General features: G+C 56.3%; 28 protein-coding genes and 1 pseudogene. 26 read left to right on the top strand and 3 right to left on the bottom strand.

Annotated elements, in window-relative coordinates; genetic code table 11:
• Positions 1-8: 8 nt before the first annotated feature.
• Together CKW16_RS15855 and CKW16_RS15850 are read right to left on the bottom strand one after the other, a co-directional pair.
• The gene (locus tag CKW16_RS15855) at positions 9-965 is read right to left on the bottom strand and encodes a PDR/VanB family oxidoreductase (protein ID WP_095129195.1); all 957 of its coding nucleotides are present in this window, start codon (positions 963-965) and stop codon (positions 9-11) included.
• 2 nt (positions 966-967) lie between these two features.
• Complete coding sequence (locus CKW16_RS15850; RefSeq protein ID WP_218244076.1) at positions 968-2071, bottom strand: aromatic ring-hydroxylating dioxygenase subunit alpha; 1104 nt, start codon at positions 2069-2071, stop codon at positions 968-970.
• A 49-nt stretch (positions 2072-2120) separates the two neighbouring features.
• Between CKW16_RS15850 and CKW16_RS15845 the strand changes: the two genes are divergently transcribed.
• The 23 genes and pseudogenes from CKW16_RS15845 to CKW16_RS15730 all read left to right on the top strand — a co-directional run bounded on the left by CKW16_RS15845 (position 2121) and on the right by CKW16_RS15730 (position 23098).
• A complete protein-coding gene (locus CKW16_RS15845; RefSeq protein WP_095129376.1) occupies positions 2121-3035 on the top strand; it encodes a LysR family transcriptional regulator in 915 nt (304 codons plus the stop codon).
• A 742-nt stretch (positions 3036-3777) separates the two neighbouring features.
• The gene (locus tag CKW16_RS15835; protein ID WP_095129192.1) at positions 3778-4527 is read left to right on the top strand and encodes a hypothetical protein; all 750 of its coding nucleotides are present in this window, start codon (positions 3778-3780) and stop codon (positions 4525-4527) included.
• 289 nt (positions 4528-4816) lie between these two features.
• On the top strand, positions 4817-5047 hold the full coding sequence (locus CKW16_RS15830; protein ID WP_371918031.1) for an AlpA family transcriptional regulator: 231 nt from the start codon (positions 4817-4819) through the stop codon (positions 5045-5047).
• A 4-nt stretch (positions 5048-5051) separates the two neighbouring features.
• Positions 5052-5894, top strand: coding sequence for a ParA family protein (locus tag CKW16_RS15825; RefSeq protein WP_095129190.1), 843 nt, complete (start codon positions 5052-5054; stop codon positions 5892-5894).
• Between the two features lie 85 nt (positions 5895-5979).
• A complete protein-coding gene (locus CKW16_RS32860) occupies positions 5980-6189 on the top strand; it encodes a hypothetical protein (protein ID WP_095129189.1) in 210 nt (69 codons plus the stop codon).
• Positions 6190-6203: 14 nt separating this feature from the next.
• Entirely contained in the window at positions 6204-7790 is a 1587-nt protein-coding gene (locus CKW16_RS15815; protein WP_095129188.1) for a ParB family protein, read from the top strand.
• Entirely contained in the window at positions 7787-8335 is a 549-nt protein-coding gene (locus CKW16_RS15810; protein ID WP_095129187.1) for a DUF2857 domain-containing protein, read from the top strand. The genes CKW16_RS15815 and CKW16_RS15810 overlap by 4 nt, the downstream gene beginning before the upstream one ends.
• The gene (locus CKW16_RS15805) at positions 8332-9522 is read left to right on the top strand and encodes an STY4528 family pathogenicity island replication protein (protein WP_095129186.1); all 1191 of its coding nucleotides are present in this window, start codon (positions 8332-8334) and stop codon (positions 9520-9522) included. The genes CKW16_RS15810 and CKW16_RS15805 overlap by 4 nt, the downstream gene beginning before the upstream one ends.
• Positions 9523-9777: 255 nt before the next feature.
• A complete protein-coding gene (locus CKW16_RS15800) occupies positions 9778-10533 on the top strand; it encodes a PFL_4669 family integrating conjugative element protein (protein ID WP_095129185.1) in 756 nt (251 codons plus the stop codon).
• On the top strand, positions 10530-11048 hold the full coding sequence (locus CKW16_RS15795) for a DUF3158 family protein (RefSeq protein ID WP_095129184.1): 519 nt from the start codon (positions 10530-10532) through the stop codon (positions 11046-11048). Before CKW16_RS15800 ends, CKW16_RS15795 begins: the two co-directional genes overlap by 4 nt.
• Positions 11045-11515: a single-stranded DNA-binding protein gene (locus CKW16_RS15790; protein ID WP_095129183.1), complete on the top strand. Its 471-nt coding sequence runs from the start codon at positions 11045-11047 to the stop codon at positions 11513-11515. The genes CKW16_RS15795 and CKW16_RS15790 overlap by 4 nt, the downstream gene beginning before the upstream one ends.
• 224 nt (positions 11516-11739) lie before the next feature.
• Positions 11740-13707, top strand: coding sequence for a DNA topoisomerase III (locus CKW16_RS15785; protein WP_095129182.1), 1968 nt, complete (start codon positions 11740-11742; stop codon positions 13705-13707).
• 1080 nt (positions 13708-14787) lie between these two features.
• A complete protein-coding gene (locus tag CKW16_RS15780) occupies positions 14788-15369 on the top strand; it encodes an STY4534 family ICE replication protein (protein WP_095129181.1) in 582 nt (193 codons plus the stop codon).
• Between the two features lie 71 nt (positions 15370-15440).
• Positions 15441-15698: a hypothetical protein gene (locus CKW16_RS15775; protein WP_095129180.1), complete on the top strand. Its 258-nt coding sequence runs from the start codon at positions 15441-15443 to the stop codon at positions 15696-15698.
• Positions 15699-15798: 100 nt separating this feature from the next.
• Entirely contained in the window at positions 15799-16293 is a 495-nt protein-coding gene (gene radC, locus CKW16_RS15770; RefSeq protein ID WP_095129179.1) for a DNA repair protein RadC, read from the top strand.
• A gap of 52 nt (positions 16294-16345) precedes the next feature.
• A pseudogene (locus CKW16_RS15765) lies at positions 16346-17090 on the top strand (ABC transporter substrate-binding protein).
• A 106-nt stretch (positions 17091-17196) separates the two neighbouring features.
• Positions 17197-17739: a PilL N-terminal domain-containing protein gene (locus CKW16_RS15760; RefSeq protein WP_095129178.1), complete on the top strand. Its 543-nt coding sequence runs from the start codon at positions 17197-17199 to the stop codon at positions 17737-17739.
• Positions 17736-18407: a chemotaxis protein gene (locus tag CKW16_RS15755; RefSeq protein WP_095129177.1), complete on the top strand. Its 672-nt coding sequence runs from the start codon at positions 17736-17738 to the stop codon at positions 18405-18407. Before CKW16_RS15760 ends, CKW16_RS15755 begins: the two co-directional genes overlap by 4 nt.
• A gap of 9 nt (positions 18408-18416) precedes the next feature.
• A complete protein-coding gene (locus tag CKW16_RS15750) occupies positions 18417-19136 on the top strand; it encodes a TIGR03759 family integrating conjugative element protein (protein WP_095129176.1) in 720 nt (239 codons plus the stop codon).
• Positions 19118-19666, top strand: coding sequence for a lytic transglycosylase (locus CKW16_RS15745; protein WP_095129175.1), 549 nt, complete (start codon positions 19118-19120; stop codon positions 19664-19666). The genes CKW16_RS15750 and CKW16_RS15745 overlap by 19 nt, the downstream gene beginning before the upstream one ends.
• Positions 19663-20178: an integrating conjugative element protein gene (locus tag CKW16_RS15740; protein WP_095129174.1), complete on the top strand. Its 516-nt coding sequence runs from the start codon at positions 19663-19665 to the stop codon at positions 20176-20178. The genes CKW16_RS15745 and CKW16_RS15740 overlap by 4 nt, the downstream gene beginning before the upstream one ends.
• Positions 20179-20187: 9 nt before the next feature.
• A complete protein-coding gene (traD, locus tag CKW16_RS15735) occupies positions 20188-22293 on the top strand; it encodes a type IV conjugative transfer system coupling protein TraD (RefSeq protein ID WP_095129173.1) in 2106 nt (701 codons plus the stop codon).
• 73 nt (positions 22294-22366) lie between these two features.
• The gene (locus CKW16_RS15730; protein WP_095129172.1) at positions 22367-23098 is read left to right on the top strand and encodes a TIGR03747 family integrating conjugative element membrane protein; all 732 of its coding nucleotides are present in this window, start codon (positions 22367-22369) and stop codon (positions 23096-23098) included.
• 287 nt (positions 23099-23385) lie between these two features.
• Here the strand turns inward: CKW16_RS15730 and CKW16_RS15725 are convergent, their stop codons facing one another.
• Entirely contained in the window at positions 23386-23757 is a 372-nt protein-coding gene (locus CKW16_RS15725) for a histone-like nucleoid-structuring protein, MvaT/MvaU family (protein WP_095129171.1), read from the bottom strand.
• Positions 23758-24064: 307 nt separating this feature from the next.
• On the opposite strand from CKW16_RS15725, the gene CKW16_RS15720 reads away from it, so the two are divergent.
• The 3 genes from CKW16_RS15720 to CKW16_RS15710 are packed head-to-tail and all read left to right on the top strand — an operon-like array spanning position 24065 to position 25025.
• Positions 24065-24400 (top strand): RAQPRD family integrative conjugative element protein, encoded by a 336-nt coding sequence (locus CKW16_RS15720; RefSeq protein ID WP_095129170.1) that lies wholly within the window; start codon positions 24065-24067, stop codon positions 24398-24400.
• Positions 24397-24636, top strand: coding sequence for a TIGR03758 family integrating conjugative element protein (locus tag CKW16_RS15715; RefSeq protein ID WP_095129169.1), 240 nt, complete (start codon positions 24397-24399; stop codon positions 24634-24636). The genes CKW16_RS15720 and CKW16_RS15715 overlap by 4 nt, the downstream gene beginning before the upstream one ends.
• Before the next feature lie 17 nt (positions 24637-24653).
• On the top strand, positions 24654-25025 hold the full coding sequence (locus tag CKW16_RS15710) for a TIGR03745 family integrating conjugative element membrane protein (protein ID WP_095129168.1): 372 nt from the start codon (positions 24654-24656) through the stop codon (positions 25023-25025).
• Position 25026 lies beyond the last annotated feature (1 nt).

The following is a 25026-nucleotide window of genomic DNA, read 5'->3' as shown; positions in this document are numbered from 1 at the left end:
AGTGCAAGTCAGAGATCGAGCACCAGTCTTGCGGACTTGGCACGGGAAACACACTGCAGAATGACCGTATTGGATGCACGCTCTTCATCGCTGAGGACATAGTCCCGGTGATCAACCTCACCGGCTAATACTTGGCATTCACAGGTACGGCAAAGCCCCTCCCGACAAGAGTAAGGCACCATTATCCCAGCCCCTTCGAGCGCATCGAGGAGGCTGGTATCGGCAGGTACGGTAAGTTCCATGCCGCTGCGGGCAAGCTCCACTACGAAGCTACTGTCCTGTGGCTTTTCAGAAGCACTCGACTGCGGCGCGCTGAACAACTCGAAGTGCACCTGTCCGGAAGGCAGGTACGCCTGTGCGATACCCCGTACCGCGTCCATGAGTGGCGCAGGCCCACAGCAATAAAGGTGGTCCGTAGGGCCTGCCTGGCGAATGAACGTCTGCAGGTCGGGGCGGCCGGAGTTTTCTTCATCCGAGTGAAACACCAGTTTTCCGCCACGGGGCAGGTGCTCGATGTAAGCAGCTCGGGATCGCGAGCGAACGCAGTAAAGAAGTTGCCACGGTTTGTCATTCACGTCGCACCAGCGAATCATGCTGAGAATCGGCGTAATGCCGATACCACCAGCAATGAACAAGTAAGCACTTGCGTCTCGTTCCAGTGGGAAGTTATTCCGAACCGCGCCGATTTCCAGCACGTCGCCAACTCGCAGTTGGATATGAATAAATGCTGAGCCACCACGTGACGGTTCAGACAAGCCGACTCCGATCGAGTAGCTTGCGTCCACGGGGTCGTATCGGTGAATGGAGTACTGCCTGATCAAGCCATTTGGCAGGCGCACGTCGATGTGCGAGCCGGCCTCGGCCACAGGCAGCGGTTGACCATCTTCGGCCAGCAAGTGGATATCCAGGATGGAGTCCGCAGCCCGCACAATCGCCTTCACTCGAACGCGGTTCCAGTCGCTCATTTTCAGGCCTCCTGGATTTTGACGGGATTACTCGCCGCCTGCTCAGCCTTGTAAGCCTTCGCTACCAGCCATCGGAAGTACGAAAGGGCCGCATCCGCTCCGATCGGGATCATTTTGAAATCGGAAGTCAGCTTCAACATACGGTCTTGCGCATGAATCATGTCGCTGTCTTCTTCAAATGCCGTGATGACTTGGTTATGAATCGCCTGCGTCACAGCTGGATCGTCAATGGCGAAGTTGTGAGGCTGCGAAAAGAAGTAATGGGTGGATTCGTCTGTCTCTGGCGTGAGCGCCTGAGTGCTACGAAACTCCGCGGCATTGACTCGATTCCCCTCCTTGGCGTTGTGCCCACAGGGCTGCATACCTGAATCCATCAGGAAGATGCTGGGTAACAGGAAATCATAGATATTCCAACGATCGACCGGTCCCGGATAATTCTTGATCTTCTGCACAAAAGGCGCCGGTTTGATGCCTTCGCCCCAACGTGTCACCCGAACACCGTTTTCCAGCTTTTCGACCTGAGGTATGCAGGCCGCATAAGCCTCATCACCACCCAGCGTGTTCGGATGAACGTAGGGCAAATGGGCGAGGTCGAGCAGGTTGTCAGCGATCAGGAGATAGTTGGTGGTGTAATAGGTATAACCCTCCAGACTTCTCCACTGAGGATCATCCAGCCAATGGGTATCGGGAATCTGGGACGGGTCCGCCAGGCCGGCATCACCCACCCAGATCCAAATCCACTTATGTTTCTCCACGACGGGAAACGTGCGCACCTTCGCTTGCGGAGGAATGCGTTCTTGTCCAGGTATCTCGACACATTGCCCGGCTGTATCAAACAGAAGGCCATGGTACATACAGCGAAGCTGATCGCCCTCCAGGCGCCCCTTCGACAGGGGAGCACCGCGGTGACAGCAACGGTCCTCAAAGGCTACCACCGCTCCAGTGGTATCACGCCAAAGCACTACAGGCACATTAAGAATCGTTCTTGCGAGAAGCTCGTCGACCGGAACTTCACTCGACCAGGCGGCCACATACCAAGCATTACGAAGAAGCATCACGTTGCCCTCATTTCTTGTTTTTGTTTTTTCTGCACTTGCTGATGCCATGCTAGAGGCGGATCATGTATGCGCATAGATCATGGAGCTAATACAGATCATGCATACCATTCATGGCAAGAAATTCGATTTGAACCTGCTACTCGCGTTCGATGCGCTTCTGCGAGAGCGCAACGTATCTCGGGCGGCGGAGCATCTTGGCTTGACGCAAAGCGCCATGAGCCATGCACTACGACGTCTACGGGAGTTCTATGAAGACCCCCTCTTCGTCCGTATTGGCGATTCGATGAAGCCGACGCCTTTCGCCGAGAAGATGGGGGATTCAGTTCTGGAGATCGTATCCGCCGTACAGCACAAGCTGTTGGCGCAGGCCAGTTTCGACCCTATGACATCCACCAGGGTCTTTAGCCTTTGCATGACGGATATGGGTGAGTTGGTTTTTTTGCCCCGGCTGATTGAGGAACTTCAGGAAGTGGCCCCCCATTGCCGAATACGGACATCGCAACTCCCCACCGAGCACATTGCGAATTCACTGGAGCGAGGTGATACGGATCTGGCCATCGGATCCCATTACATTCAGGACCCGAACCTTTTTCAACAAGAGCTGTTCATGCACTCTTTTTGCACCATCGTCAGCAGCACCTACCCTGGCGACGAAGTAAGCCTTGAACAGTTCCTGGGCATGAAGCATGTTTCCGTCGTCCTGTCAGATAGAAGTACCCGCTACGACCAGTTCATCGATGAGTTGGGTCATCGCAGAGAGATTTACCTGACGACCCCGCACTTCATCACGGTCCCGATGATATTGGAGAAAAACCCGAATTTAATTGCTACCGTCCCGAGTGAATTAGGGAAAACCTTCCTGCGCTACAACGCGATCAAGGTGATAAAAACCCCGATCAAGTCCCCCAGCTTGCACCTGCGACAGTATTGGCACCCGCGCTATCACCATGACCCCGGGAATATATGGCTGCGTCAGTTGGTCAAGCTTCTTTTCGACCGATATATGAGCTGAAGGGCACGGTGTTCGCGCAAGAAAGATCATCCCGTCACTATTCGATTTCAATCCCTGGGCGAACCTCGGGATAACGCTGATGAAATCCAGCACATGTGGACGACGAAGGTATTCACAATTCATACCGGCACGCTCAGTTTTAGTGTCCCACGCGGCGTGACCGGGACGTTGCTTACACAGCCCAGCAATTGTTCCTTGTGCCTTTGCAGCACCGATATTGAGAGTGGGAACAAGCACGAAGACAAGCGGTACATTTGGGTCAAATTCTTTTTCATGAATATCATGCATTATTCGTATTAATTATATGATATTGGCACTTGAATGATCAGCCTCTATTGTTACTTTCTGAAAAGCCGCTCCCAAGATCAATGACAATACAATCACGGGTTCATTTTATGTTTCTTCATAGTGCATGGTATGTCACTGCGTGGTCCAGCAAGCCCCCTCAATCAACCTTTCTTAGACGGAGTGATGAGGCGCGCCCGTCACGTCACTCCAAGACTTTACGCCAGACTTTAAAGAAACTGAGAAGCCACCATTGAATAATGAAAATTTATAAGAACGGATGTAAATCTACTCACTCCAGAGTCTTTTATAGCCATATACAATAAAACTGACCATCAGGATATTACTTCTTGTAAAAAACAGAAATAAATACGGACAGTCGCTGCCTAGACACCATAGTTACCAATCTAACCAGCTAGATACTTGGCGACTTCTCTTAAAGACATGAGGTCGCGCTGTGTATAGCTCAAACACCTATGACTCTACAACAAAAATATTTTATCGCCCTATTGATGCGGCAATCAGATGGTGCAACCTTTTGGCCCATGAGGCAGCCATACTCAAAGTAACTTCATATTCTCCCTCGACGCTCGCATCGGTCTTTCCGCATTGGCCATGCCTACACGCTAATACCGAAAAAATCCTTGATGCAATCATTAATCATGAACTTCCTTATGGTGTTCTAGGAAAAACAGTTGAGCCAGGGACGCCTATCGACTGCAAGCTAGTGACCATAAGGCACACTGATCTTAGATCATGGATGCTTCATTATTATCCTGAACAGCGTCCAACTTTTTTGTTTGGACCCTCCAAGGAGGACAACAAAACCATGAGCATTGGCACCTATTTAACTCTTCGCGCAGATAGAGACGCACTTGAGGCAGAGTTGAAAAACGCTAAAAATACAATTGAGTCACTTATTACAGAACTCACAAATCTTAAACTAGAAGAGGAGAACCTGCGTAAACTTACTGACATAAACGGCCCAATCAACGACCAAAACAAAGGAACTCTTCTAAAGATTATAGGCGCACTGATTGAAACAATTCTCAGCTCCTCTCAATCAGGAAGAAGACATTCAATTTTCGACAGTCAAGCTGCAATTGTCGATTCAATAACAGCACATTATAATGGCGTTCCTGGCTTAAGCAAACGGACATTGGATGCAAATTTTGCTGCAGCCAAACGCAGCCTTCCTAAATCTTAAATCCACCCACATATTTTTATAAATAATTCAAAAAAATCAATATAGCAGTTAACTGCTAACTAGAAAATGATAATTGATACTGCGCAGCCCAACGATCATCTTCGGCAATGAATATAGCGCTGCCAAAAGCGATCGTCATAGGGCTGAGCAGCGTAGATGAGGACCTGCTTGCAATCCACGGTATTGCAATGCAATACCGTGGATTGCAATGCAATGACTAATCTAATTTTCTGGGATTGAATTCAGGTCACTTCCCACCACGCGCCAATCGACGCCAGGAATGACCAGCATGTCCATCCAACCCTCTCCCATCGCTGAAGCACCTCTACCACAGGTCGAACGTCACATCATGCGGCGTGATGAGGTGGAACGGAAAACCGGCTTCAAGCGTGCGCATATCTACAACTTAATGAAAGAAGGTAAATTCCCTCAAGCTAAACGTATTGGACTGCGCGCGGTCGGTTGGGATTCGCTGGAAATTGAGCAGTGGGTCGCTGAGCGCTTAGGCCAGCAGGCCTGATGTGATGCGCGTGGTATCGGTGGTTTCCACCAAAGGTGGGGTAGGCAAAACCACGGTAGCTGCCAACCTCGGCGGTCTTCTGGCGGATGCTGGCCTGCGCGTGCTGCTGCTCGATCTGGATAGCCAACCCACCCTCTCCAGCTATTACGCCTTGAGCCGGAAAGCTGTCGCTGGTGCGTACGAGCTCATTGCACTCAACTTAACAGAACCTGAGCAAATTATTTCCGAAACTGTGATCGCAGGGCTCGACCTGATCATCTCCAACGACGATCAAGGCCAGCTCGATGCATTACTGCTGCACGCCCCTGACGGGCGATTACGGTTGCGCAATCTGCTGGACAAATTTCGCCCCGGTTATGACCTGCTGTTGATCGACACCCAAGGCGCACGTAGCGTGCTGCTGGAGATGGCCATCCTGGCATCCGATCTCGCCCTCTCTCCCATCACGCCGGAAATGCTCGCCGCCCGCGAACTGCGCCGCGGCACCTTGAAGCTGCTGAGTGAGCTCGAACCGTTCCGTCACCTGGGCATTACACCGCCACCGTTGCGACTGCTGCTGAACCAGGTAAATAGCATCCGGGTAGACACGCGAATGATCATCCGTGGTCTGCGCGAGACCTTCGCTGGGGCTACTAACATCTTGGTTCTAGACACCGTAATTCCAGACCGAGTGGCTTATCTCAATGCCGCTTCACTCGGTCTACCCATCCACCGAATCGAGGCCCATCGGTCACGCGAACGACGTTCGCCATCAGCGCTGGAAACCATGCAAGCGCTGGCCATCGAGTTGTTTCCGGAATGGGGCGAAGCGATCTCTACGGCAAGCAAATACGCGAAGGTTCGATGAGACGAATCGATAAGCCCGCATTTCTCGCCAAGTCATTTTGTTTGTTCGACCTCGAGGCCAACTGTGTTTGGCAAGGAGTCTTTTGATGTTGGATCAGTTTCCCATCATCGTTCAGCCATCCATTCGACCACACCACTCACCTTGCGAGGAGTACTGCACCGTGGTTTTTCGCCTGCAGGGTGGGCGCTCGGCCCTGGGGTGGTTCCTCGCAGAACTGTCCCGACACTTCGAAGGTTCGGGGACTGCCGAGATCGTCAAGTTCGAGGTCGGTGACCATTTGTGTAATCGGCGTTAACTGAGGTTGGTCCGATGAAGAAGCTCAGTCAGGAGCAGATCACCGACAAGCTGCATCAGGATCACTTCCCTCGGGGTCCAGAACTGGAGCGGCTGTCCGACCCACTCACTGATACGCCCATGCTGGTCACTCTAGAGCAACTGCGGCCTTACGAACACAACCCGCGTTTCATCCGTAATCCGCTGTATGACGATATCAAGGCCTCCATCCGTGAACGCGGGCTGGATCAACCACCGCCGATTACCCGCCGCCCGGGTGAAACCTATTTCATCATCCGCAACGGCGGTAATACGCGCTTGGCGATTCTCGGCGAGCTGTGGCAGGAAACCCGTGACGAGCGCTTCTTCCGCATTCATTGCCTGTTCCGACCCTGGACCAATGAGCTCACCGCCCTACTCGGCCATCTGGCCGAAAGCGATCTGCACGGCCAACTCACCTTCATCGAGCGTGCTCTGGCGGTAGCCAAACTCAAAACCATGCTCGAACCAGAGGGAGTTGTACTCTCGCAACGTGAGCTGGCACGACGTCTTGCTGCGGGGGGCTATCCAATTTCGCAGTCACACATCAGCCGGATGCTCGACACCCTCGAACACTTACTGCCCGCTATTCCACAAACCCTCTATGCCGGCTTGGGGAAGCCCCAGATCGAACGCCTGATCGCTCTGCGTAGTCAGGCAGAGCGAACCTGGAACCGTTATCCAACCGCGCCCCTCGTGTTCGCCGAGTTTTGGCTTGAGACCTTGGGCGACTTCGATGCCGAACCCGAGGCCTTCGATCTGGAGCAAATCCAGGATGAACTGCTCGAACGCATGAGCCGTTTGCTCGGACAGTCCTACCGTATGTTGGCCCTGGAGCTGAGCGATACCCAACGGGTCATCTCGACGCCTGGCAATGTCGTCGCCACGCCCTCAGAGAACAAGCATTTGCCGAGTGTTGATGGAGCTGCGGCGGGATCTTCCACCTCCGAGTCCCGTCCCAAACCAACTGAGACCAGAACCCAGACCGAAACAGCGCGAGAGGAGCTGCTCACACCGCCCGAAACGAATGTCGTATCAGCAGTCAGCCCGCCGTCACGTGTCCAACAGATTCGCGAACAGATTGAGCGCGGCACTGCCGCTGAAGTAACACCGACCGTCGAAACCTGCACGATCGACGATATCTGGAGCATCGCACCAGCACTCGATACTCCCGAACAATTGCGTTTAGCCATAGCCGGACTGGCTCGGGAAATGGCGGCCTATGCCGGACATCCCGAGGGCATCATCGATCAGCAGCTTGGCTTGGGCTTCGCCCTCAACATCGAGCGACTGGATCTTGCAGCGCCTCGCGCGACCGGCGTTCACCTAATGCTCCTGGCCCTGTTGCGCGCTCAAGACGAGGTGAACTGGGAGGATCGCAAGCAACTGCCCTCCGCCCTGTTCGGCCAGTTGCTGTTGGGGATCTATCAACTCCCGCTGACAGATCGTCCCGCCGTGGACGTCGGACTGGAACGACTGCCCGACAGCCTGTTAATCAAACTGTATCGCCTGATCCGCCTTGCCCGGCGTCTGATCGACTTAACGCTTCCCCCGGAAGACGACTCACCGAAGGAGTTGCCATGAACCTGTCCTTCAATGTGCTCAACCAAGCCATGCTGACCCAGGTGCTGCATGAACTGCGCCTGGGTAATCTGCAACGCTGTAAGGCACTCGGACTGGGTGAGGACGACATCTATCTTTTGCAATCCTTACCGCCCGCCACGCTGTCACGCCTGGCCCACGCCACCGTACCCTGGGTTGAGGTCAAGATTGACTCGCCGGTGCTGCATCGATTGATCGAGCAAGCCGAACGCGACGAGCAGAACGAGCGCTTGATCAACCGAGCGCTCAAGCTCGGCGCCAGCAGCACCATCATGTATCAGTGCTTCGGTTTGGCCCATTCGGAAACCGCCCTGCGCCGACGTCTACTCAAGATAGAAACCCGTAAAGGCCGCCCTCAACATTTGAGCGAAGCGCAGGAACATGCGCTCTGGCAGCGTTGGTGCCAACTACGCGCTCAAGACGGGACCGAGGATCAGCTCGACGCCATGATGATGCTGGCGGAGGAGCAACAGATCAGCTTGACCATCGTTTGGCAGCAGATCGACCATTACAGCAACGGAATATGAACACTGCCCCTTCCAGTCGCTGGCAGCGTGTCCTGCAGCAATGCACCCAGCAGTTGAATGAACGATGGCCCGCACGCCCGACCACTGAACCACCCTCCAACCAGGCTCTGCAGGCTGGCTTTCTTTTCAGTGGCCAATCACACGAAGTCGTGCCGCGTCGGCTGCTGTTGGATAATCGCCTGACGCCATTGGAGCGTAATGCCTGGCAGGTGTTTCGACTCATGCTGCAAGGCCAGGGCGTGGTCACACCACGCTATGAGGATTTGCAGCCTTACCTGTCGAGCGTGCCCTATGGCGCGTTAGCTTCCCGTGAAACCATAGCTCGCGTGTTGACGATGCTCAGGCTCACTCGCTGGCTCAGCTTGGTGAGTCGCGGGCGCGATCAGCTCACCGGGCGTCTTCAAGGTTCTCTGTACGTCCTGCACGATGAGCCGTTAACCCCCGCCGAAGCCATGGAGCTGGATCAGGATTACCTGGAGCTAGTCGGACATACCCTCGGTCATGCAACGAAGGCTGTGCGCATTGTCGCTCAGCATATTCTGGAAGAAATTCGCCAGGACACCCGTATCGATTTAGGTCAGCTACCCACGCGGCTCGACAGTTGGGGTGAACACTGGATGCAGCAAGGATTGGATCAGGCAACCGATACCACTATGCACGATTCCGAACTGGGGGAAGATCACCTCGTTCGGAATCGTGCAAGCCCTCGTTCGGATTCCGAATCGGGTCTGAACACCAGTGTTTCCGGCACCGTTCGGAATCCGAACGCCGCCTGTACTGTATTAAAAGAAAGTACTTGTACTGTACCGCGCGCGACCCAAGCGGTGGATAACCTGCACTGGCCCGATTCGCTGCACCTGAGTCCAAGCGAGCGTCAGGCCGTCGCCGTGGCGCTGAACAAGCTCAAACCAGCGGATCGTCAGGCGGTACTCAACGAAGCGAGCGCACGCTGTACGGCAGGAGGTATCCGCAAGCCAGCGGCGTATCTGATGGGCCTAATCCAGCGCGCACTGAAAGGCGACTTTCGTCCTTGGGCAGGTCAGACAGAACCCTCACCCGTTGCAGAACCGCCCCCAACGGCATCCTCGCGCCCATCCCGAAAACAGGGCGAACCCGCCTCCGCCCTCGCCCAAGCGTGCCTGAATGAGCTACGCCAATTGCGCGGCAAACACCCTGGACGTCAGTAGATTTGATGCCAGTGGCATCAAATCTACTGAGTTCTAAGGGTGAGATTGCAAAGGGCCGAACCTGCGCAATCCGAGCGCCATCGCCATCGCCATCGCCATCGCCATCGATGGAAATGATGCCATTGGCATCACTCACGAACGTCTACGAAATTAACCGTCTCAAACCAAACCGAATAGACCGCATTCAGCTTTTTGGCTGCCCTTGACCCTCACCTGTCGCAACGTTCCCGTCCAAGCTTATGCGAGGACAACACCGTGGCCGATCACTATCAACTCAACCTGGGTTCATTGCGCAGCAGCATCACCCTGACTCTGCACACTCACCACGCCGCCCGTATTTGGCAAGGTCGAACCGCACGCGAAGGCGTCCACTCGATCATGGGCATGGCCGGCTACATCAGTGTCACCAACCTGATCAAACAAACCGCGGCCCAGGACGATCCCTATGCCGATTGGGCCATCGTGCAACTCGAAGAAAAACTGATGCAGGCCAAAGCCGGGATGCTGGAACTGACCCAACAGCTGGATCGGATCAGGCAGGACCTGCCGACACAGATCGACATGAGCGACAACCTCAACATCCACCCCGTCACCTTGCCGTTGTACATCGGCAGCCAGCTGGGTTTTCTGGCGGTCTACCTGCTGACCGACTACGACACCCTGGTGCGTCGTACCCTATTGGCCCATCACACAGCCCTGATTGGCCGCGTCGACATGGAAGCCTGGATCGACGACGGTGCCCATCTGCTGCGCAGCCTGTTCGGTCAGGCACAGCGCTATCGGCATGCCGGCGTCACGCGTGATGACATGGCGGCGAATAATGCCCGTGCCAATGCGGCCATCGAGAAGTTGGGCTTGCCCCCGATGGACATCCTTGAGGGTCATCGCCGCTCCCAGTTCGCGCCACCGATCATTCGTCGCGGCGCTGTGCCAGTGGATGACGCTGACGCGCTGGCCGAGGAAGCGGGAGAGTCGTCTGCGACAGTGGATGAGACGGAGGACGAAGTATGAATCCCCTGACTTCGGCTCAACAGATGCCCTTCGAAACGTTGACACAAGATGCCTATCGGCAACTCGAACACGCAGCCTCCCTAAAAGGCCTTTTAAAGCCCTTTAAGGGTAAGGGGGAGTTGGAGCACCTGGCGCAGATGGCGAGGGAAATCGAGGCGCAGTTATGTGACTTGATGGAGGCTGTTGTACAGCAAGCCGGACAGCCCCCTTACTCACTGCTGGATATCCGATTGGTGCTGCAGAACACCAGCGCTGGCAGCACCTTTTTGCGTTGGCGCACCCGTGACTTTGCCCGTATGGGAGTCTCGGTCTGGGAACGCCAGGTCTGCAACAAAGCCTTGCCGCAGGTCGTACGCGAGGGATTACGCCGTTTCGAATGCAATCGCATCGCGCTGAACCTACAGATGAGTGTGGTGCATTCGCTCTACCGCCAGGCCACGACCTGCGCGATCAAAATGGACAGTGCCGAACGGCTGCTGCGCCAGTTCACAACCGCAGTGGAGGTATCACGATGAGTACTTTTTTCGTCGGCGAAGGCAACATCGGCAGTGCGCCAGAGTTCCAGGAGTTCGCCACAGGCAATGACGAGCCACGACGTTTGCTACGGCTGAATGTGTACTTCGACAACCCCGTGCCACGCGAGGGCGGCTATGAAGATCGAGGCGGCTATTGGGCGCCGGTTGAGCTCTGGCACCGTGAGGCTGAACACTGGAGCACGCTGTACCAGAAAGGCATGCGTGTGCTGGTCGAAGGCCGCACCGTACGCGATGAGTGGGAGGACAGCGAAGACAATGCGCGGGTGACCTTCAAGATCGAGGCCCGTCGAGTCGGCATTCTGCCTCACCGGGTGCACAGCGTGGTCATGCGGGAACGATCCAGTGAACCGGCAGTATCTGCGACACCCGTCGGGCAAAACACAGAGCACGCCAGTTCACCTGCGTCGAAACCCAGAAAGCGCAGAGGGCAACCACCGACGGACTGACAGACTTCAGGCATAAAAATTGCTTTTTTGCGCGAGATTGCTGAGCCGTTTTTACTGTCTGCTCGTGAATATGCACACTGTCGTCGGGATGCGACGGGGTACAACCTCGTCCCATACCTGGCGGCCCTGACTGACAAATATGAGCATCCTTCGATTCAGGTTTCTCATATCCCTCACCTGCGGTTTCCAACAACGCTGCTCCGAACTCAATCCGGAGCTGTTCTATGCGCCTCTTCCTCTGTGAGAAACCGTCCCAAGGTCGTGACATCGCCAAGGTTCTCGGAGCCACTCGGCGTGGTGATGGTTGCCTGATCGGTACAGAGACAACCGTCACCTGGTGTATCGGCCACCTGCTGGAGACAGCACCGCCTGAAGCTTATGGTGAACAATTCAAGAGTTGGTCGCTGGATCATCTACCGATCATTCCCGCGCAGTGGCAGGTCGAGGTCAAACCCAAGACTGCGGCACAGTTCAAAGTCATCAAGCGCCTGCTCAGTGAAGCGGCCACCGTCGTCATCGCCACCGACGCCGATCGCGAAGGTGAAATGATTGCCCGAGAGTTGCTGGAGCTCTGCAAGTATCGAGGCCCTGTTCAGCGCCTCTGGCTGTCCGCACTCAACGAGGCGTCAATTCGCAGGGCACTGTCCGCGCTGAAGTCTGGTCAAGAGACCTGCCCGCTCTACCACTCCGCCCTCGCCCGCAGCCGCGCCGACTGGCTGATCGGCATGAACCTCAGTCGTTTGTTTACCCTTCTTGGTAGACGAGCGGGCTACGATGGCGTGTTGTCAGTGGGACGCGTCCAGACACCCACCTTACGTCTGGTGGTCGGTCGGGATCGTGCGATTGCCAGCTTTGTCTCGGTGCCCTACTGGGAAGTGGATGTGTACCTGTCTTCTATGGGGAAACCATTTATCGCATCGTGGTTACCACCCAGCTCAGGACGAGATGAAGCCGGTCGTTGCCTTCAGCAGGAGATTGCACGTCAGGCAGTCCAAACAATCATTGACGGTTGCGCCGCCACGGTACTCTCATTGCAGACTGAGCATTTCCGCGAAGCGCCGCCCCTGCCCTTCGACCTGAGCACCCTGCAGGAGATCTGCTCGCGCAAGCTGGGACTCGGCGTTCAGGAAACCCTGAACATCGCCCAAGCCCTGTATGAAACCCACAAAGCCACCACCTACCCGCGCAGCGATTGCCGCTATTTGCCAGCAAGTATGTTCGACGAGGTACCCGCGGTATTCGATGCCCTGCTCAAAACGGATCCCGCACTGCGGCACGCACTCGCAAGCCTCGATCGATCACTGCGCTCACGGGTATGGAACGATGACCAGGTCACCGCGCACCACGGCATCATCCCCACCACCGAGCCGGCGAACCTGGCGCGGATGTCCGAACAAGAACGCCAAGTCTACGAACTGATTCGTAGCCACTACCTCGCGCAATTTCTTCCGCATCATGAGTTTGATCGAACTCAGGTCGAACTGGAGTGCGGCGGAGAGTGTTTGACTGCTGTTGGCAAGCAGATCCTGATCCAGGGCTGGAAAGGCTTGCTCTACGAAAAGACCGAGGAGGATGAGCCCAGTCAAAAGCACCAAGTATTGCCCGTCCTGCAACAGGGTACTCAGTGCGCAGTGAACGATGTCAAACTCAAATCCATGCGCACTGCCGCTCCCAAACCTCTCACCGAAGGCGATCTGATCAAGGCGATGAAAAACGTGGCCAAGCTGGTCAACGACCCACGGCTGAAACAGAAACTTCGGGACACCACCGGAATCGGTACCGAAGCCACGCGAGCCGGCATCATCAAGGGGTTGATTGATCGCGGCTATTTACTGAAGAAAAAACGCGCCTTAATGGCCTCCGCAGCGGCCCATACTCTGATCGAGGCGGTACCCGCTGCAGTCGCGGATCCGGGTATGACCGCGATCTGGGAACAGGCTCTGGACGAAATCGAAGCGGGACGTCTGACCCTGGATGCGTTCGTCGCCAAGCAGGCGAACTGGATTGCACAATTGGTCGAACACTGTGGCGCACTCACCTTGGCGGTACCGGTCGAAGCCGGCCCGACCTGCCCCATTTGCAACGCCTCAATGCGCAGGCGAAAGGGGAAATCAGGGCCGTTCTGGTCATGCTCCCACTACCCCGACTGTAAGGGAACAGTGCCGATCAGAAAAGATACGCGTCGCTCATGACGCTTCACTGGAGATCGACATGAGTATTGGGGTGATCAGTGCATCATCAACGGCGGCTTATCCCTCTCTAAGTCGATAAAGTGTTGTCCGATTTCACGGGCCAAGGCAAAGAAAGTGACCGCGCCTTTATCCTGGCAACCATCGAACAATTGGCCGCTCATCTCGGCAGTAAGTAACCTCTTTCATCGTGCTCAATGTAGTGGCTTATGCGGGATCGCCCACTGGCTTGACGTGATCCCACCCTCTCTGCTGTAGTGTCTCAGGATCATCGCCAACGGCGACCTAAGACCGAATCGCTCCGGGCAGCTCGGTCGAACTCCTTGAGTTCGGAGCCTTCTCTTTCTGCGGAATTTCATTCCTGATTTATGCTCGACCTGATCACGGTGGCGGATGACCACTGTTGCCTCTACCAGGCAATAGCGGTCATCCGCTTCAGCGATCGTATTCAGTTCCGGAGCCCACCGGGGAAACACTGGGCACCCTTTGTGCGCGGATGCGTGCCAGCATGTTCCGACCCGGGCCACGACAAGGGTCGGTTGGCGAAGCGTGACGCAGTGAATAAAGTTTTGCGAGGAGCTTGTCGACTGCGTACGACCGTCAAAGGTGGCTTTTCTCTTCTTCGCCTGGCACCCCGCCAGGCCCCCTCTTCACTTTCTTCAGTCCAGTGACTACCACTATATTCCGGCCATAAAAAATCGGGTGGCAGCGTCTTGACGCTCCCCTATGACAGGCTTATACAAAGGGCGTGGTTCGCTGTCGTTGACAGCCCAGCCCAGGTAGCCAGAACCTTCAAGGCTACGCCACATTCGTGGTGGTTTACCCAAGTGCGATCAGCGTTCGGAAGCTCGCGCGGTTACCGCTTCAGCGGTGATGAATGCCCACTACCTCATGCCTGCGGATCACCACCGCAGACGTTTCTCTGCTGCACCGCTGTTCCCCCAGACGCATCGTTCTGATCGTCATCGGCTTGCCGGTGGCGAGTAGTTCATGACTCGACTTCACCTTACCCACCCTGACGGAGGCTCACTTCCCCGTAAGGGCCTGTGCGTCGCCGTTTTCCCTTGAAACAGGAGAACCACCATGGCCCACGCCAATCACTCCCAAGAAGCGACCACTTACTTCAATCTGCACACCGTCGGTATCGGTTATCTCAACCGTGTTCGTGAAGTACAAGTCCGCCGCGGCCAGCCATTCATGGCTTGCGATATCGCAGCCCTGCACGGTGCCACCGATGCGGTGGAGTACACCCGTTTCGACTGCAAAGTCGCTGGGGGTGAAGCTGAACGCTTGATTCGTCTCTATATGGACGCCGTCAAAGCCGAGAAAAAGGTCTTGCTGTCGTTCCGTATCGGCGACCTGTGGATCGATCCGTTTCTCTACGAGAAAGGCGATAAACAAGGTCAACCGGGCGCCAGCCTGAAAGGTCGTTTGCTGTTCATTGACTGGATCAAGGTCAACGGCACGTTCGAATACAAAGCGCCCGCCAGGCAGGAAGTAACAGCACTTGCTGAGCAAGCGCCAAACAGTGAGCCATCCCCATCATCGGCTGATACCGAAGCTGAGGAGACCGCAAACCCAACAGAGGCTCGGGTCGAACCTGAATCTCCACCCACTCCCCGCACGGCCCGCCGTGATGCCACCCGTACCGTTCAGTCCGCCTGAACAGTCCACGATGTTCCTCATCAAGGCGCTCCGTCGAGCGCCTTTTCTTCAATCCGCACAGGAGAACCAACATGGAATCCTTCTGGCTTTGCGACGACTGCCTGTTTGCTACTGCTTACGAGGACTACAGCACGTTATCGCTCTATTACACGACGGATGAAATTGAGAAACGCATCGCCGGCATCCATCGAGGACTGGTTCGGTTAATGCCCATCAGTGCCGACTTTGATCCCGAAACTGGCTGGGGAATAAAAGCCTTTTCCCTATTGCCCTGCGACGGTTGTGGTTCACACCTACACGGTCAACGCCACCGATTCACTCGGCTGTAAACAGCTCGCCATCTGCTAACACCCGCGACTCTCTATCCACCTCGGGGACACCACTCCCCTCGGGCGTGTACCCCTGATTGTTCTCTTCGGAGGTACTACCATGAGCACCCAACTCACACTGATTGAAACCGCGGATTTCGAGGCTGATCGTATCGTCCAAGAAAACCAGGTGATCGACGAAGCACTGCAGATTCTGGATCGTCGGCTGTTCGCCCGCGGCCCTAACCTGACGTCCCCTGGCGCTGTGGCCTCCTACCTAAAATTGCATCTTGCGCCACAAGAGCATGAAGTCTTCGGTGTGATTTTTCTCGATGCCAAGCACCGGGTGATGGCGTTCGAAGTGCTCTTTCACGGCAGCATTGATGGCGCCAGCGTTTACCCCCGCCAAGTCGTCAAGCGCTCCCTCGCGCATAACGCTGCGGCCGCCATTTTTGTTCACAACCACCCTTCAGGTTGTACAGAACCCAGCCAGGCGGATCGCGTCTTGACCGCACGGTTGAAAGATGCCTTGGCCTTGATCGAAGTGCGCGTACTGGATCACTTCATCGTGGGTGAAGGTCGTCCACTTTCCCTTGCCGAACATGGCTGGCTTTAACCCTCACAGGCGTCTTCGGGCGCCTTGTCCATTATCATTCTGGAGAACCTTCATGAACCCCACACACCAAGCTGCAGCCCTGCTGACGGCCTCAAACCCATTTGCTCGCGGTTACGACAACCTTCATATCGAACGGCTGCTACTGATCACCTACGAAGACGACTGCCCTCCCTGCTTTCGACCAGTGCATGACGCACAAACCCATCTGCCCGACGACGAGCTGCAACTGTTCCCCTGCCTGTGCAATGACGATTTCGCCGTGATCAGCGAAGGCCACTCCATTCCGGATAATTTGGATGAACGCTGTCAGTCCAGCGGGCTAGCGCGCCAAGTGATCTACGCGTGATGGGCGAAATGCTCAATGAGCGGCATCACCTGGGTGATCTGTACTCCCTGGAAGAGGCCCAAGCCATGGTCCATCGCTTGAGCTTCGAAACGGACACTACAGTCGGGCTTGGGAAATCAGTACCTCGCACCTTCCCGAAGAAGCGATGCTTTATCTGGAGGAGTGGGTCAGTAACTTCGCTCTGCGGCAAACCGGCCTCTTGTTCGAGCTTTTTACGCTGCCAGATTGCTGCGGTATCGGCTGCAAACTGATCGGCACGCCATGGACGGACGAGAACTTGCTGAACATTGAGGGCAATCGTTATTCGAGCTTGAGACAAGAACAACTCGACGCAGGCACACCGGAAGCCTTGGTCAACGTACTGTATTTGTCGGCATTGGCGGATGTGCGACTGTTGATCTTCGACCCCGACGCTGCCGTCTTGGATGGGCTCGCCATTTTCGATGAATAGCAACGTGTTCAGCGTTAACACGATCCACCTTGAATCAACTTTCTCACTGAATCGCTCCTTCACCTCATGTCAGGTTCTGCACTGAATCTGGCATGAGGTTTCTTCCATGGAGCGTTTTTTCACGCCTGTCTGCCTGCTGGCTTTGTTGAGCGCCTGCACCGCGCAAATCCCCAACCCTTTGCCGACCAATCCAGAGATCGACAGTGGCTCCAATCGGGCTCAGCACTCGAGGGGCATAGCCGAAGAAAGCCATCCGGCAGAGCTTCGTTATGGCCGCTACACGCTGGTCAGCACCGAGCCCACCACGGAACAACGCGATCTTCTTGCCCAAATCATTGACGTGAGCATCCCGTCCAGCCTGAACCCTCCGGTGCAGGATGCATTGCAGTACGTATTGCAGCGTTCGGGCTATTCGCTCTGCCCCATTACCGCGTCCGTGAGGGTGCTGTTTACTCGGCCCCTGCCCGCGGCCCATTACCGGCTCGGCCCGATCTCTTTGCGCCGCGCGCTGCAAGTGCTCGCTGGCCCCGCCTGGCAACTCACGACCGACGAAGTCAGCCGTTCGGTCTGCTTCGAACAGCAGAAAACGGAGGCCGGCGTCGCGCTGATCACACCCGTCTCGCCCCATCTGTTGGAGGCACGCCCATGAGAGCCTCGACGTTTCAAACCCTCATCATTGGGCTGCTTTGCTTGGCGGTCGCCGGCCTGAGTGGTGGTTTGTATAACCAGTATCAACACGTGGCCGAACTGCAGAGCACGAACACCCAACACCTACAAACCCTGGACATCCTGCAACATGATTCAAGCGCCCTCAAGGACGCCCAGGAGAAGCTGCAGTACGCGCTGAAAGACCTGAAGCAGATGGTCGATACTGGTGAGCAACAGGCCAATACCCTCGATCCGATGTTGGATCAGTGGGCGCAAGAGATACAGGAACTGCGCGATGGTCTCGCAGCCCGCGCCACCCAGGCAGACCTGACAGCGCTGCGCGCACGCCTTGAACAGGTCGAGCAGCAGTTCCAGGAGCACAAGACCCAGCCATCACCCCCACCGCCGTCGCCTTCCGCGACTAAATCGAAAAAGACCGCTCGCCCCAAACCCACCCCGCTCTCGCCACCGTTTTCAGTATTGAGTGTCGAGTCCCGCGGTGGCGAACGCTTTCTGGCGGTCGCACCTCATGACAGTCGCTCGCTCACGGATGTCCGGCTGCTGCATAGCGGCGAGCAGCTCGGAGCCTGGCACCTGAAAGTGCTGGAGCCGAACTCAGCCATCTTCGCGGTGGCCGCTCAGCCAGACCAGACCGTGCACCTCCCTTGAGAAGCGATCATGAACAGAGCGCTACTGCCCACCGTCGTCTGTCTCGCTTCGCTACTGGCCATGGGCGCTGCGATGGGCAACCCCGTCACGACACAGTCACGGACCCAGGACACGCAGTCTGCTCCGCTGGGGCGCTCTGACTCTGAACAGGCGGCGAGCTGGGGTCTGACGGAGCAGGAGTGGACGCGCTTCGAACAGATCCATGCCGGCCCACGCGGTTTCTGGAGCCCGAACCTCGATCCGTTGACCGCACTCGGTGTCGAGGCCCAGACCGACCAAGAGCGCCAGCGCTATGCCGAATTACAGGTAGCGCTGGAAGCCAAACGCGCCGAGCGCGAGTTGGCTTACCAAAACGCTTACACCGCTGCCTGGGCCAAGCTGTTTCCCGGGCTGCTGCCGATCCAGGGCATGGCATCCCCGTCCCCTGCCAGCTCAGCGGTCATGGCGCGTCAAGCCTTGTTTGTGGAGGACCACTGCCCAGCGTGCACCTCCGAAGCGCAGCGTCTGCAAAGCAGTGACGTGGCGTTCGATATCTACCTGGTGGGCAGCCAAGGCGAGGATGAACGCGTCCGTAGCTGGGCTCGGCAAGCAGACGTTGATCCGGCCAAGGTCCAACGCCGGCAGATCACCCTGAACCATGACCGTGGTCGCTGGTTCAGCCTGGGAGCCCCGGGGCCATTGCCTGCCACATTTCAAGAGATGAATGGACAATGGCAACGCCTCGACTGAGTGGTATTGCGATCCTGCTGATGGTGCTCGCCGTCCAGGCTGACGAACTTCCGCCTCCGGCCTACCAATTGGCGGCGCATGACGCCGACATTCCTTCTACGGTGCTATTCGCGATCGCCCTGCAGGAGAGTGGTATCCACGTCCGTGGTCGACTGCTGCCCTGGCCCTGGACACTGAACATCGCTGGAACACCCTACCGCTTCGCCACTCGCCAGGCCGCCTGTCACGCTTTGCTTCAGGCCCTCGCCCGACATGACGCCAAGCGGGTCGATGCCGGACTCGGCCAAATCAACCTGGGTTACCACGGACAACGTTATTCCACCCCCTGCGAAGCCCTTGATCCCTACCGAAATCTCGCCGTGACCGCCGCGCTGTTGCAGGAGCATCACGCCGCTACCGGTGATTGGGTATCAGCTGCCGGCAGATATCACCGCCCGGCAGGAGGAACGCCGGCCGCGCGTTACCGCGCCGGCTTTTCCCGACAACTCGAACGCCTGCAGGTTTCCTTCAAACAGGGCACACCACCATGAAGCGAATGCCCCTTACCTGCTACTTCATCCTGCTCTTGGCACCTTTCGCCCAGCCGGAACTGACCGTAGCCGAGGATCAGCCTAACGACTTCATCCGCCCCCATTTTCAAGCTGCCAGGCAGTCAATAAGCAACAGAACCCAGCCTGATCGGGCCATGCATGCGGACCTGTCCACGGTTGCCGATGAAGCCTGGATACTGCCCATCCGCAGCTCCCACTTGAGCCCCGGCCAGACCACGTCTCGCGCTCTGAACATGCCGGGCTTGCGGCCATTTTTTCTGGTCGGTGACGATCCCCAGTCGCTGACTTGGCTGCGTCAACGCGCTGCTGAACTGCAGGAAATGGGCGCGGCTGGCCTCGCCGTCGAAGTGGCCGATAATGAAGCCCTGGCCCGGATTCGAGCAGCCGCTCCGGGCATCACCATCCTGCCGGTCAACGGCAACGACATCGCCACCCGCCTGCAGATTGAGCACTATCCCGTCTTGATCACTTCCACCTCACTGGAACAGTGAGTCCAGGTCATGGCCGAGCATGCGATGGAGTCCAAGCTCCGGCCAGCGGTGGAGCTGTACACCGTAGCAATCTGTATCGCTGCCGCGGTGTTGTGCGTGTACTCGCCCTGGGCTGTGGCCCTGTCACCCGAGATCGGGCTGGTGGCGGCGCTGGCCTATGCCCTGTTCGGCCTTATCCGGCTGCGACAAGCTTGGGAGGTGCTGCGTTATCGGCGCAATATCCGTCGGCTGCCCCGCTACGAGCTGACCAGTCGGCAGATTCCGGTCAGCCGCAAGCGTCTGTTCATGGGTCGCGGCTTTCGCTGGACCCGCCTGCACACCCAGCGCTTGGTCGAGGCCCAGGATCCGGCGGTCGCCCACTATGTCGACCAACCGACCAGCTACCGCCTGGCCCGTGGACTCGAACGGCGCCTGGAGCATGCACCGTTTCCACTCTCGATACTGGCCCGTGTCACGGCCTGGGACAGTGCCTTCAATCCGTTGCGGCCTTTGCCCCCGGTAGGTGGCTCGCCACTGTTGCATGGGGTCGAGCCCGATGAAACGGAAGTCAGTCTGCCGCTGGGCGAACGGGTCGGACACACCCTGGTGCTCGGCACTACCCGTGTCGGCAAGACCCGGCTCGCCGAGGTGTACATCACCCAGGACATTCACCGCGTCGAACATGAGGTGGTCATCGTCTTCGATCCGAAGGGCGATGCCGACCTGCTCAAACGGATGTACGTCGAAGCCAAACGCGCTGGTCGGGAAAAGGAGTTTTATGTGTTCCATCTAGGCTGGCCGGAGATCTCCGCCCGCTACAACGCCGTGGGGCGTTTCGGACGTATTTCGGAAGTGGCGTCGCGCATCGCCGGGCAGCTCAGTGGTGAAGGCAACTCCGCAGCCTTTCGCGAGTTCGCCTGGCGTTTCGTCAACATCATTGCCCGCGCTCTGATCGAGCTGGGCCGACGTCCGGACTACCTGCAGATCCAGCGACATGTGGTCAACATCGACGCACTGTTTATCGAATACGCCCAGCAGTTTTTCGCCAAGACCGACCCAAAGGCGTGGGAAGTGATCGTCCAGCTTGAAGGCAAGCTGACCGAGAAGAACATCCCCCGGCATATGATCGGGCGCGAAAAGCGTGTGGTGGCCATCGAGCAGTACCTGGCGCTGAAGCGGGTATTTGATCCGGTAATGGACGGACTGCGTTCGGCGGTGCGATATGACCGTACTTACTTCGACAAAATCGTTGCCTCGCTACTGCCGCTGCTGGAGAAACTCACCACCGGCAAGACCGCCCAGTTACTGGCTCCAAACTACACCGATTTAGATGACCCGCGGCCAATCTTCGACTGGATGCAGATCATCCGAAAACGCGGCATCGTCTACGTCGGTCTGGATGCACTGACCGACTCCGAGGTGGCCGCAGCGGTGGGCAACTCCATGTTCGCCGATTTGGTCTCGGTCGCGGGGCACATCTACAAACACGGCATCGACCATGGCCTGCCCCAATCGGGTAACAAAAGTGACAAGTTGCCGATCAACCTGCACGCCGATGAGTTCAACGAGTTGATGGGTGATGAATTCATCCCACTGATCAATAAGGGCGGCGGTGCCGGGATCCAAGTAACCGCCTACACCCAGACCCTCAGTGATATCGAAGCACGTATCGGCAACCGTGCCAAGGCCGGTCAGGTCATCGGCAACTTTAATACTCTGCAGATGCTCCGCGTGCGCGAAACCGCTACCGCTGAGTTGCTCACCCAGCAGTTGCCGATGGTGAATGTACTGACCAAAACGTTGGTGTCGGGTGCCACCGACACTTCCGATCCTGAGGCCAACACGGACTTCACGTCGTCCTCACAGGACCGTGTCAGCAGCACCAGTGTGGCGCTGATCGAGCCGGCTCATATCGTCAGTTTGCCCAAGGGTCAAATGTTCTCTTTCCAGGCTGGTGGGCAACTCTGGAAAGTCCGGATGCCCTTACCCAAACCCTCCAACGACGACGCCATGCCCAAGGACCTGCAGGAACTCACTCAACGGATGCGGGTGGCCTACAACGAGCAGGCGGGGCAATGGTGGAGCGCAAGCGGTGGCGGCCCAACAATTGACTTCAATTTGGATCAGGTGGGGTAGCCCGCCTCCGCCACAGGTTTCTATTCAGCAGAATCTGCCCACATCAACTCTGCAGTGCGCAATGGAGTGAACAATGGCGACTTCCACACAAAATACGCCGCCACAACCGATCCAGCGTCCTGGAGTGATTGTCTCGACGATCAGTCTGGTACTGCGCATCATCGGTTTACTGATCGCCTCGTTGCTGTTCTCGATCCTGATCGAGTTCGCTGGCCTGCTACTATTCTGGAGTGACCAAGGTTGGCGACACAGCCAGGTCATGCTGACCAATGAGTTAGGCTGGCTCAGCGACCACTTCAAATCTTCACTTATCATCCAACAACCCGGACAGACGATTGTCCAGTGGCTGGATTTTTTCAATCAGTGGTTATTGGTCAAGACAGGTTTTGCGGATTTTGCCCAGCAGGCGCGGGTGTCGAGTCAGGGCAACGACTTCTGGAGTTGGATCAATCAGCTCTACGTAAGCATTGAGGATTTCGTGCTGGCGGCTGTGTATATGAGCTTTACCTTCGTGGTGCGCCTAACCATTCTGGTCCTAGCCATCCCCCTGTTTCTGCTGGCCATGTTCACTGGCTTTGTCGATGGACTGATGCGCCGGGACCTACGTAAATTTGGCGCAGGACGAGAAAGTAGCTTTGTCTACCATCGAGCTAAACGAGCCGTGATACCACTGCTGATCGTGCCCTGGGTCATTTACTTGTCTCTGCCCTTTTCGCTCAATCCCATGGCTGTGTTTTTCCCTAGTGCTGTGATGCTCGGCATCATTACGGCAATCACGGCAACGACATTCAAGAAGTATCTCTGATTCGGAAAAACCAATTTTTTCTTTACATACCCCGATGCCAGGTTAGTTATTCAGCGACCGAAAACTGACCCACCATACGAATGCAAATATAGCTACTAGAGGTCGTCCTCAACTCCCACCAAGGGGTTAGAGCAACAGATGAAATGCAGGCTTCCAAGATTTGTGGGTATACCCAGGGTCTAACCACCAATCAAACTGGCGCAGGACTGGGTCAAGACTTGCACTCTGGATTTATCATTCTCACCGATAAAAAGGGCCGTTACAGGCCCTTGATCATCAAACCGATCTTACTGAGTACGCCACGAGTCAACAACGTCTGCGCCAAACTCGACTTTCCACTCTTTCAGTTGTCGATGATTTCCTCCCTTGGTTTCGATCACCTCACCTGAGTTTGGATTCTTGTAAATCTTCACTTCGCGAGCCTTACGGACTGCCTTTAGGGAGGTATCTTTTGGGGTAGAGGTACGACGGCCAGCTTCTGGATCTAGGATGCCAATGATGTTCTTCAAGCTGAAGCCGTACTCACCAAGCAACGCACGTAGTTTGCTCTCAAATTCCATTTCTTTTTTCAGACCGGAATCACTTTTCATCGACTCGAGCTCTGCGAGCTGTTCGGCCAGTTGTTGCTCAAGCTTACGAAATTCAGCCAAACGAGACATGTGTAACTTCCTTCAGGTTAGGGAAATGAGAAGTGAACGCCCCCATGCTAAGCGATGATTGACTCTTCGTCACCCATACGCGCTTCAGGCAGAAGTGAATCCACTCATTGCCTTATGAGCAACACATTACTAATGGGGAAGGATTGCTAGACTGGACTTTCTTTTTCGTCCAATCGATTGCTAGTGTATGTGTGGGTAAACTTCTTCCGCTCGCCTCCAAAAAAACGATACATCCCATCTCGGGTTTTATACTGAGTAATTCAACCCCTAACTTGATGCTAGCTCCATCTCCACATGGACCAGCATCATGTCGACTAGCGTCTTTCGTTGCTTTTTAATCCTTCCGCTGGCCATCGCTCATGGCAGCGGCTATGCCGCATCGGCTCATGAGCAGGAACAGCTCAGCCTAATCCAGCAGCAGCTTGACAATATCGAACGCCTTGCAAGGCGAGCTGAGGCAGCCAGCACAGCTGAACCCGACGATCGCTATCGCTTCGACTATCCCCGTCTGACTCAGGACCTCCAACGCATTCGCCAGGGCTTACAGGGCTACCTGTCCCCTTCCCGCGCGCAACCCCGTGATCCCGTTGAACTGGTCGGCGAATACCGCCTAGACACTCCGCCCACGAAGCCGTCGCCATGAGCATGACCAACGCCCAGACCGCGGCGTTCCAAAACGCCGCCGGCTTCTCGGCACAGAGCAGTTCGACGCTCTGGCTATCCCTGGTTCTGGTCCTGACTTTGCTCTGGTGTACGTGGGTGATGTGGACGGCTTACCGGGGTTGGGCGGCCGGCAGTGTGCGCTTTGGAGCCTTCGGCGGCAGTGCCGCGCGCGTCTTACTCGCCCTACTCGTCCTGATGTTCTTCACTCTGTCCTAACCCAGGAGATCGCCGCCATGCTCAAGTACTTTACCCCTCTGAAAAACAACCTGCGTGATCGTGCGAGCCAGCGTTTGATCGGTCTGCTGCTGGTGCTCGGTCCAAGCCTGGCTTTTGCCGAACTCCCGACCATGGAAGCGCCTTCGCGCGGTGAAGGTTCCGGGTTGATCGAGACAATCAAAAACTACGCCTACGACGGCGGCATCCTGCTTGGTCTACTGATCGCCCTGCTCGCTTTTCTCGGCGTGGCCTGGCATTCCCTGACCGTCTATGCCGATGTGCAGAACCAGCGCAAGACCTGGAAGGACTTGGGTGCTGTAGTCGGCATCGGAGCCCTGTTGGTAGTGATCATCATCTGGTTTCTGACCAAGGCTGCCGCGATTCTGTGAG

Source organism: Pseudomonas sp. Irchel s3h14 (assembly GCF_900187425.1).
Taxonomy (GTDB): Bacteria; Pseudomonadota; Gammaproteobacteria; order Pseudomonadales; family Pseudomonadaceae; genus Aquipseudomonas.
The sequence above is the reverse complement of the archived record's forward strand: the minus strand, read 5'-3'. Positions and strand labels throughout refer to the sequence as shown.